Annotated in this window: 7 protein-coding genes and 1 pseudogene; 3 read left to right on the forward strand and 5 right to left on the reverse strand. The window is 63.7% G+C overall.

All coding sequences use genetic code 11. The features are described from left to right. Positions 1-250: 250 nt before the first annotated feature. A pseudogene (locus L0P92_RS45835) lies at positions 251-418 on the reverse strand (cobyrinate a,c-diamide synthase); the annotation flags it as partial. Positions 419-541: 123 nt separating this feature from the next. On the opposite strand from L0P92_RS45835, the gene L0P92_RS38525 reads away from it, so the two are divergent. Together L0P92_RS38525 and L0P92_RS45895 are read left to right on the forward strand one after the other, a co-directional pair. Beyond that, a complete protein-coding gene (locus L0P92_RS38525; RefSeq protein WP_234767787.1) occupies positions 542-2,110 on the forward strand; it encodes a recombinase family protein in 1,569 nt (522 codons plus the stop codon). A 218-nt stretch (positions 2,111-2,328) separates the two neighbouring features. Continuing rightward, a protein-coding gene (locus tag L0P92_RS45895) for an IS630 family transposase (RefSeq protein WP_443733833.1) occupies positions 2,329-3,401 on the forward strand; the annotation gives its coding sequence in 2 pieces (ribosomal slippage) (positions 2,329-2,772 and positions 2,775-3,401; 1,071 coding nt in all). A gap of 1,786 nt (positions 3,402-5,187) precedes the next feature. Here L0P92_RS45895 and L0P92_RS38540 read toward each other — a convergent pair. The 4 genes from L0P92_RS38540 to L0P92_RS38555 form a co-directional block, all read right to left on the reverse strand. Next, complete coding sequence (locus L0P92_RS38540; RefSeq protein WP_308289803.1) at positions 5,188-5,892, reverse strand: Scr1 family TA system antitoxin-like transcriptional regulator; 705 nt, start codon at positions 5,890-5,892, stop codon at positions 5,188-5,190. A gap of 123 nt (positions 5,893-6,015) precedes the next feature. Further along, complete coding sequence (locus L0P92_RS38545; RefSeq protein ID WP_234767790.1) at positions 6,016-6,531, reverse strand: DUF6879 family protein; 516 nt, start codon at positions 6,529-6,531, stop codon at positions 6,016-6,018. Beyond that, positions 6,515-6,721, reverse strand: coding sequence for a hypothetical protein (locus tag L0P92_RS38550; RefSeq protein WP_234767791.1), 207 nt, complete (start codon positions 6,719-6,721; stop codon positions 6,515-6,517). Before L0P92_RS38550 ends, L0P92_RS38545 begins: the two co-directional genes overlap by 17 nt. Before the next feature lie 277 nt (positions 6,722-6,998). After that, positions 6,999-8,669 carry a fumarate hydratase gene (locus tag L0P92_RS38555; RefSeq protein WP_234767792.1) on the reverse strand — a complete coding sequence of 557 codons (1,671 nt, stop codon included), beginning with the start codon at positions 8,667-8,669 and terminating at the stop codon, positions 6,999-7,001. Positions 8,670-8,852: 183 nt separating this feature from the next. Here L0P92_RS38555 and L0P92_RS38560 point away from each other — a divergent pair. Further along, positions 8,853-9,083: DUF1707 SHOCT-like domain-containing protein (locus L0P92_RS38560; RefSeq protein ID WP_234767793.1), on the forward strand; the 231-nt coding region annotated here is incomplete at its 3' end.

Raw genomic sequence — 9,083 nt, forward strand, 5'->3', positions numbered from 1 at the left:
ACGGTGATCTACCCGTTTTGGTGTTCGTGGGCAGGGTCTTTTGTTTATACGAGACTGGGGGGTGTTCTTCGGGTGCGGCCCGGTGGGGGCTGGTCGCGCAGTTCCCCGTGCCCCTTCTGGGGGCTCCGCCCCCAGAAGGGGCACCCCCCGGGGGGCTGGTCGCGCCCACGCGGCGGAGCCGCATATCGGCACAGCCCTGCGCCCCTTTCTGGGGCTCCGCCCCAGACCCCGCTCCTCAAACGCCGGAGGGGCTGGATGTACCGGCCCGGCGTGCATCTTTCAGCCCGTCCGGCGTTTGAGGACGAGGCCCGGAGGGCCGATGGCCGGGTCTGGGGCGGCAGCCCCAGCGGGGTCGAAGGGGCGGAGCCCCTGGGGATGGGACGGGTAGGGGCGGTGGGGGCGAGGAAAGCGTGGTCTGTCGGAGTCGTTATGCCCCCCCGGGCCCGTACCGGAATGGAGGTGAACGTGAGTGCGGGCGCCGAGTCCTGGAAGAAGTCGTTCGACTTGTTCAGCTTGCGTGGACCCCCGTACGATCCGCGCCATGATCTCTAACCCGAGGGTCCTGGGTAACGTCCGCCTGTCCATCCTGAAGGACGACACCACCAGTCCGGAGAAGCAGCGTGCGGCCGTAGAACACTGGGCGGCCGGACCGGCCATTGATGGCCGCATAGCGGGCTGGGCTGAAGAGCTAGACGTGTCCGGCGCCATGCACCCCTTCAAGAGACCGGGCCTCGGTCCCTGGTTCAACGAGCGGGCCGACGAGTGGGACGTGTTGGCGGTGTGGAAGTTGGACCGGCTCAGCCGGAAGGCTGGTCACTTCGCCGAGGTCTTCGACTGGTGCCAGAGACACGGCAAGGTCATCGTGTCTGTGACCGAGGGCATCGACATGAGCACCCCTATGGGGAAGATGTTCGCTCAGATCATCGCGGCCTTTGCCGAGGGCGAGCTAGACACCATTCGCGCCCGCGCACTTTCCGGCTCGGCCGCTCGTAAGGCCAAGGGTGTCTGGATTGGTGGTGTAGAGCCGTTCGGATACCGCTTTGAGCGGCAGGAGGGTGGCGGGAAGAAGCTCGTTCAGGACCCCACCTATGCCGAGTTGTTCGGCGAAATTGTGGAGCGGCTAAAGGGTGACTGGTCATCCTACAGGATTGCGGTTGACCTGAATCAGCGCGGCATCCCTACGTGGCGGGATCACCTTCGTATCCTGAAGGACGAAGAGTCGAGGGGCGTTGCCTGGACGGCGAACGCTATCCGCGCCATCGTTATGAATCCGACCGTGGCCGGAATTTACACCTACAAGGGGGAGAATGTCGTAGACGAGAACGGCGAGCATGTTCGGATTACTGATGAACCCCTGATGGAGTTTGCGGAGTGGTCCGAACTTGTCGCTGTGCTGAAGAGTGACAGGCCGGTTCGGCGGTCCACGCCTTCGCGATCGATGCTCGGCGGCGTGGCTATCTGCCAGGCGTGCGGTGCCCGAATGTCTTCCAACAAGAAGACGAAGCCTAGCGGCCGTGTGCACCACTACTACTCATGTAACAACGTCAACACCGGAACGTGTCCCAACCCCGGCCGTGTTCGCCGCGACGACCTAGACACGGCGGTCGGATCCTTCGTGAAGGTCACCCTCGGGCCGCTTCCGGTTATGGAGCGGGCCGGTAATTCGATCAGTCAGGCCAAGACCGAGCTTGCCGAGGCCGAGGGGACCCTAGACAGGCTGGAAGCCGATTACCTCGCTGGACGCTTCAAGACCGATGTCCAGGTGGAACGGTACTGGGGGCAGCACGAATTCCAGTCGGCCAAGGTGGAGCGGCTGAGGGAAGACATCAAGACCGCCGAGGACACTCCGGCCTGGAAGGAAACGGGGCGGACCTACCTCGAAGAGTGGTCGACCAAGGATGACGAGCAGAAGCGCGTGTTCCTGCAACGACACGGGGTAACCGTGGCGGTGGGGAACACCGAGGATGGCTCGCGCCGGGTGGTTGTGCGTATGCCGGAATTGGCGGAGATCGCCGAGCAGACGGGTCTTCACGTTCCTGAAGGCTATATGTGGACCGAGCCGGAGGCGGAATACATTCTGCCGAAGCAGAGGGCTTACAAGCGGAAGTAGGCAGAGCGGCACCCACAAGAGACCCCCGTTGTGTGTAAACGCATCGGGGGTCTTTTCATGCCCTGAGCTTGCGCCAGTAGGCCGTTTACACGTCCTATCTCTGCCCGTTTGAACGACTTCTTTGAAACCGCCACCCTTCCCGATGTATACCTACTGAGCTTGAACTTGGGGTGTCGTAGCCGCCGACAGAGCTTGATCCTCGCGGTACGCCGTTGGTTATGAGGTACGCGCAGGGTGGCGGTCTGTCGGACGAGCGCCGGCAGTTCCGCGAGGGGATCCGGATGAACGCGGCCGAGGGGTTCGCCCGGGGCGAGCCGAGCTCGGCGATCGCCAAGGAGCTATGGGTGAGCGTCCGGTCCGTGCAGCGGTGGCGGTGGGCCTCGGACAAGGGTGGGCCGCGAGCCCTGCGCTCGGCAGGTTCGGCCTCGCCGCCCAGGCTGAGCGAGGCCCAGTTCGCCCAGCTGGAAGCGGAGTTGGCGAAGGGACCGGTCGCGCACGGCTGGCCGGATCAGCGGTGGACGCTGTCGCGGATCAAGACCGTGATCGGCCGCCGCTTCCACAAGAGCTACACCCTGCAAGGAGTGCGCAAGCTGCTGATCCGGCACGACTTCTCCTGCCAGATCCCGACCAGACGTGCTGTCGAACGCGACGAGGACCAGGTCACCGGCTGGGTGAAGGAGACCTGGCCACAGGTGGAAGCACCGCGGCGGCGCTCGGCGCATGGATCGTCTTCGAGGACGAGGCCGGCTTCTCGATGACGCCGCCCATCGCCCGCACCTGGGCCCGCCGCGGGCAGACACCCGTCATCCGGGTCCGCGGCCGCTCCCGCCGCTGCATCTCGATCGCCGCACTGACCTGCTACAAGCCAGGCCAACGAGCCCGGCTGATCTACCGGCCGCGCCGTGACGACGGCCGACGCGACGGACGCAAGAGCTTCGCCTGGACCGACTACCGCGACCTGCTCATCACCGCGCATCAGCAGCTCGGCGGTTCGATCGTGCTCGTCTGGGACAACCTCAACGTCCATCTCGCCTACGGGATGCGGCAGTTCATCGACCGGCAGGACTGGCTGACCGTCTACCAACTGCCCTCCTACGCACCCGCCCTCAACCCCGTCGAGGGCATCTGGTCGTTGCTGCGGCGCGGCTGGCTGTCCAACACCGCCTTCACCACACCCGAGCACCTCATCCAGACCATCCGTCACGGGATGAGGAAGATCCAATACCGCCCCCACCTCATCGACGGATGCCTCGCCGGAACCGGCCTGTCCCTCACCCCTACGACTTCATGAGTTCAAGCTCAGTAACGGCGGGAGCCGACTACTTAAAAGGGTTACTTTCTGGAGTAGGTCCGCTCGGTTTGGAAGCAGGTGGGCATTCCATTTCGTTAGCACGTTGAGGGTCGGTCTTTTCGTAGTACCGGCAATATTCAATATATCTGTACCGCTGCAAACCGTCCCTAGCATCCCTGGCGCTCGCTGCGGTTACGTATGCCAGCACGGTGCTTGCCGATGCTAGGAGAGCCAAGACTGCGAGCATTCCAACGAGTGACCTACGGTAGCGCCGTCTGCGTTGATCGTAAGCGGCAAAGAAATCCTCCTCTTCGACAACGACAACATCTACAAGCGGTGAGCGAAACTCGGGGTCCGTCTCAGGTCCGTCTAGGAGTACGGTCCACTCGACGCACTGATCTTTGGCTAGGCGACTCGGCTTGATGATTAGCTTGGTCCCAGACGGCTCATGCTCTGGGACCGTTGAGGAGTCCGGAGAGGTACTTACGTCGAGTACCTTCTTGACGTTTGCCCCAAATTCGATGGCGATCGGATCTCCATTATGGAACATCGAGGAGGTAATGTCTCTCTCACCTCGATTCCGCACGGAGATTTCCGCCATTCTCGGCTCTCTGAGACGTGAGCCGTCGTACGAAATGTTCAGTGATGGCGCTCCGTTGGCAATGAGTGGGGCGTTCCGATGTTGCGTCCAGGCAAGGCGTAGTTTGGGGCGGACTGCACGCAGTGTCGCCCAGGCTGCGATGCCAGCACTGATCACAGCTACGACTGCGCTGACTGTTGTGGTCCAGAACGTGGCTGACGTGTACCAGGCCGCCGAGAGCTGAGTCATGGAACGATTTAAGCAGCCCAACCGCCCTACGCATCGGTCAACTTGACCCCACTGACCTCATCCGGACGCAGGTCGGGGCCGCCCCTGCCTCCGGGCGGCTTTGCAGCACGTCCTAGCGGGGCAACCCCTGGCATCCTCACGGGTGTTAGGGGCCTCCTCGCCGTCTGCTGGAACCGCTACTTGACTCGTTTCCTCCTGACGCTCTCAACAAGAGTGCTGTCCTTCTCGGAGTCGCGGGAGTGTTCTACGTCCACCTTGATGCCGCGCATGGTGCAGATCCGCTCAGCCAGGGTCAGTCGCTTCCATGCCCGATCCCCAACTGCCGTTGCGTGAGTGGATGCTCGCGTGCATGCTGCCCTGCTTCTCCATCGGGGCCGCGCACGGTTCGAGGCCTTCATTGCCTTGATGGGGCTGGTGGCCAAGGCAATGAGGGTGTGCGGCTCGCTTACGGTCGCCGTGGAAATGCAGGAGCCCCACCAGACGGGGGGGATGCTGGTGGGGCTGGGCCGGCACGCTAGGCGAGAGGAGATTCGCCGTCCCTAACGTGCCGGGGCTCCTTTTCCTGCTCTTTCTCGGATTCGGGTTGGGAAGCCTTCTCGCGCTGCTTACGCCGATATGCCTCCACCATGGTGCGAGGCATAGCAGGGCCGGGGGTGCACAGCATGACCGTCACTCCTTCGGGCACGTCAGGTGCCGGTATACGACGAACGGCGCTCCCGACTGCCGTTCGATGCTTCCTCGCCGTACTTGTTCCAGCGGCTTGATGGACGTCAGGCACGCGGGGCACGTCTCGCCGCGAGGGGCGTACGTGACGTACTCCCACTGGCGTGCGTCCGTTGTTTCCGCCGATGCTGTCACACTCATCCCGTGGCCTCTCCCCGCGAATTCCTGTCGTCTCAGTAATGGTGCCGGAGAGCGTGCAACAAGCTGGGCTTCATTCGCGTTGTGGGTTAAAGATCATGAACGGCACTCGGTCGACCACTCCGAGAGTTTCGCCCTCGCGTCTTCCTCGAACAGTGTGCATTCCTCGTAGCCGGAGAACTCGTCGAGGTAGCTTTGAATGTCGCGACTGTCACGCAGGACGAGACTTCCAGCTGATGTCTCGATGACGGTCAGGGATTCGTCGTAAATCGTGAAGGTGTTGAGGGGTGTTCTTGGGGTAGTCACCCCTATCGGTATCAGGCCGATTCGTATGTTCGGGAGATAGGTCAGGGCGGAAAGCCGGTCCATTTGCTCGGCTAGAGCCAGGGGTGCGACAACGGGCCAGCGAACCGCTTGTTCCGTCAGAATGAACGTGAACCGTTTCGAGGCGTCATAGAGAATGGCTTGCCGTTCCAGCTTCCCCGCAATGGCTTTACTGGTGTCCGCCGAGGAATGGGCGAGACTCGCCCGAATGTATTCCGGAGTGGCGAGAAGGCCGGTGATCATGGATAGCAAGAAGTAGCGCATGTGCGTCGAGGACGCTTCGAGCGCCTTCAGTTCTGCTTGTCTTGTTCCCAATCCCTTTCGACGCAGCTCTCGAAGGTTCCGCCACTCAGTGTTCGCCATTCTGGCGAGAGCCGAGACTTCCTCGATCATGTTCGGTGGTGCATCGAGAGCTCTCAAGATCTGCTCAACGTCAACGAGGGACGGCCGAACCTTTCCGTTCTCGATCCGGGACACCTTCGATTGAGACATGTTGCATCGCAGCAAGCCGGACCCCTGAGAGCCCGGCTTGCTTGCGCAGTTCTCGGAGCTTCGAGGCCAGTTCCTGGCTGGACTGGCCAAGCTGCTCGGGTTCGAACGTCACTCCTTCACGTACTCCAGAAATGGCACTGACTCTGCCTCAGCGATCCGCTGATACTCGATGAACGGGGCGGGATCACCCGCGTATAGCTCTCGATTGACCTGCGTTCCGTCTTCCTCGTAGTGCATGAGGACGACCGTAGACCGGTCGAAAAGCCAGAAGTCTTGCACCCCTCGCAAGGGGTTCGCTCGGTCCGTCACGTCGAGGATGCGGATATTTTCCCCGGCGAGCACATGAGGCGCGTAGTACCGGGTGAATTCGAATCGGAGGTACTCGGAAAGTGGTTGGGTCACTACGTGAACACGACCCTTCCGCTTGCCCTCACCTCGTAGCCGTTTCAGGTCTTCTGTATACGGTGACGAGTAGGTGCGCGGGTCGATTCGCTTACCCGCCCGGAAGGCTTTGAGTTCCTCGGATTCCTGGAGTACGAGGTATTGGGGCAGGGTCTCCAGCCGCCACGCTTCCGACTGGATGCCTCGGAACATTGCCCGCCACTCGTCACCATCCAAGAGCACGTACGGCCTCCCTGAGAACCGATTCCGGGATTTCCACCAGTCCCTCACCCATAGGCGGCGTGAAGGCGTCGGACACGTCGCCCTGCACGACGAACGTTCCTCGCTCCGTGCCGTACACGTTCGGGCAGTCGTCTTCACCGCATTCGCCGTTGCCGTTGCCGGTGAGCCGAGTCAGTTCCTCGCGTGCCATTGCGGAACCCCCTGATTCGTAGCCCCGGTTGGGCCGTCGCATACGACGGTACGAGGAGGCATCACGGCACGTCCATGCGTTCACGCGACTATGCGCGTTGTCGCATAAACCGGTCCTGACGGGCGGGTGCGTGTCTCTGCCCGCTCTGTTCCGCTGGGTGGCCCTGCGAGACGCCGAGCGGGCCGGTCCGGGACCGTCTTGCCTTGCGACCGTCCCGATAGCGCAAGAGCCCCCGGCGGCGTGCCGGGGGCTCTCTGCGGCGTGTTGAGACCGTGTGTCAGCCGAGGCCAGGGCCACGCACGGGGATCGTCGTGAACGTCGGCTGCTCGGGTTCCCGCGAAGTGAAGAAGTCGTTACCCTTGTCGTCGACCACGATGAACGCCGGGAAGTCCTCGACCTCGATCTTCCACACGGCTTCCATGCCGAGCTCCTCGTACTCGACGACCTCGACCTTCTTGATGCAGTCCTGGGCGAGCCGGGCGGCGGGGCCGCCGATCGAGCCGAGGTAGAAGCCACCGTGGGCGTCACACGCGTCCGTGACCTGCTTGCTCCGGTTCCCCTTCGCCAGCATCACCTTGGAACCCCCGGCCGCCTGGAACTGCTCCACGTAGGAGTCCATACGCCCGGCCGTCGTAGGCCCGAAGGAGCCGGACGCGTAACCCTCGGGGGTCTTGGCCGGCCCCGCGTAGTACACCGGGTGGTCCTTCAGGTACTGCGGCATCTCCTCACCCGCGTCAAGCCGCTCCTTGATCTTGGCGTGCGCGATGTCACGGGCCACGACCAGCGGACCGGTGAGGGAGAGACGGGTCTTGACCGGGTACTTCGTCAGCTCGGCGAGGATCGACTCCATCGGCTGGTTCAGGTCGATCTTGACGACGTCGCCGTCCTGCTCGAGGTGCTCGTCGGTCGTCTCGGGGAGGAAGCGCGCGGGGTCCGTCTCCAGCTGCTCCAGGAAGACGCCCTCGGCCGTGATCTTCGCGACGGCCTGCCGGTCGGCCGAGCAGGACACGGCGATGGCGACCGGGCAGGAGGCGCCGTGCCGCGGCAGCCGCACCACACGCACGTCGTGGCAGAAGTACTTGCCGCCGAACTGCGCCCCGATCCCGATCTTCTGCGTCAGCTCGAAGACCTTCTCCTCCAGCTCCTTGTCCCGGAACCCGTGCCCGAGCGGCGAGCCCTCGGCCGGGATCTCGTCCAGGTAGTGCGCGGAGGCGTACTTGGCGGTCTTCAGCGCGTACTCCGCGCTCGTACCGCCGACCACGATCGCCAGGTGGTACGGCGGACAGGCGGCCGTACCCAGCGAACGGATCTTCTCCTCCAGGAACTTCATCATGGAGGCCTCGTTCAGGACGGCCTTGGTCTCCTGGTAGAGGAAGGACTTGTTGGCCGAGCCACCGCCCTTGGCCATGAACAGGAACTTGTACGCGCCCCCGTCGGCGGCGTACAGCTCGATCTGGGCCGGCAGGTTGGAGCCGGTGTTCTTCTCCTCCCACATGGTGAGCGGAGCCATCTGCGAGTAGCGCAGGTTGAGGTTCAGGTAGGCGTCGTAGATGCCGCGGCTGAGGGCCGCCTCGTCGCCGCCCTCCGTCAGCACGTTCTGCCCGCGCTTGCCCATCACGATCGCCGTACCGGTGTCCTGGCACATCGGCAGGACACCCGCCGCCGCGATGTTCGCGTTCTTCAGCAGGTCCAGGGCGACGAACTTGTCGTTGCTGGACGCCTCGGGGTCGTCGATGATCCGGCGCAGCTGCGCGAGGTGGGCGGGGCGCAGGTAGTGCTGGATGTCGTGGATGGCCTCCTCGGCGAGCTTGCGCAGCGCCTCGGGCTCGACCTTGAGGAACGTCCGCCCGTCGGCCTCGAAGGTGGAGACACCTTCGGAGGTCACCAGCCGGTACGGGGTGGTGTCCTCTCCCATGGGGAGCAGATCGGTGTACGCGAACTCAGGCATGTCGCCCATTCCTCACTAAACAGACAGCGCGGCTGGCCTCCGTTGGCAGCGTCCACCAGCGTAGAACCTGCCACTGACGCCGAGCTTGTGAGGTAAGGCTCAGTTCGTCGCCCGAGGGTCGTCCCGCATGGATCGTCATCCACAGGGGTATCGCGATCTATCGTGTTTCGGTACGCTGCTGCCGTGGACCTTCAGAAGCAGACCGCACCCGCTGCCGCCACCGAACTCCGTGCCTCCGACGCCGACCGCGACCGGATCGCCGACATCCTGCGTGACGCCCTGGCCGAGGGGCGCCTCACCGCCGACGAGCACGCCGAGCGCGTCGAGGGCGTGCTGGCGGCCAGGACGGTGGGTGAACTGGACGGCTTCATACGGGACCTGCCCGCCGCCCACGCGCGCCGCACCCCGCACGTC

This window comes from Streptomyces muensis (assembly GCF_021474425.1).
Classification (GTDB): domain Bacteria; phylum Actinomycetota; class Actinomycetes; order Streptomycetales; family Streptomycetaceae; genus Streptomyces; species Streptomyces muensis.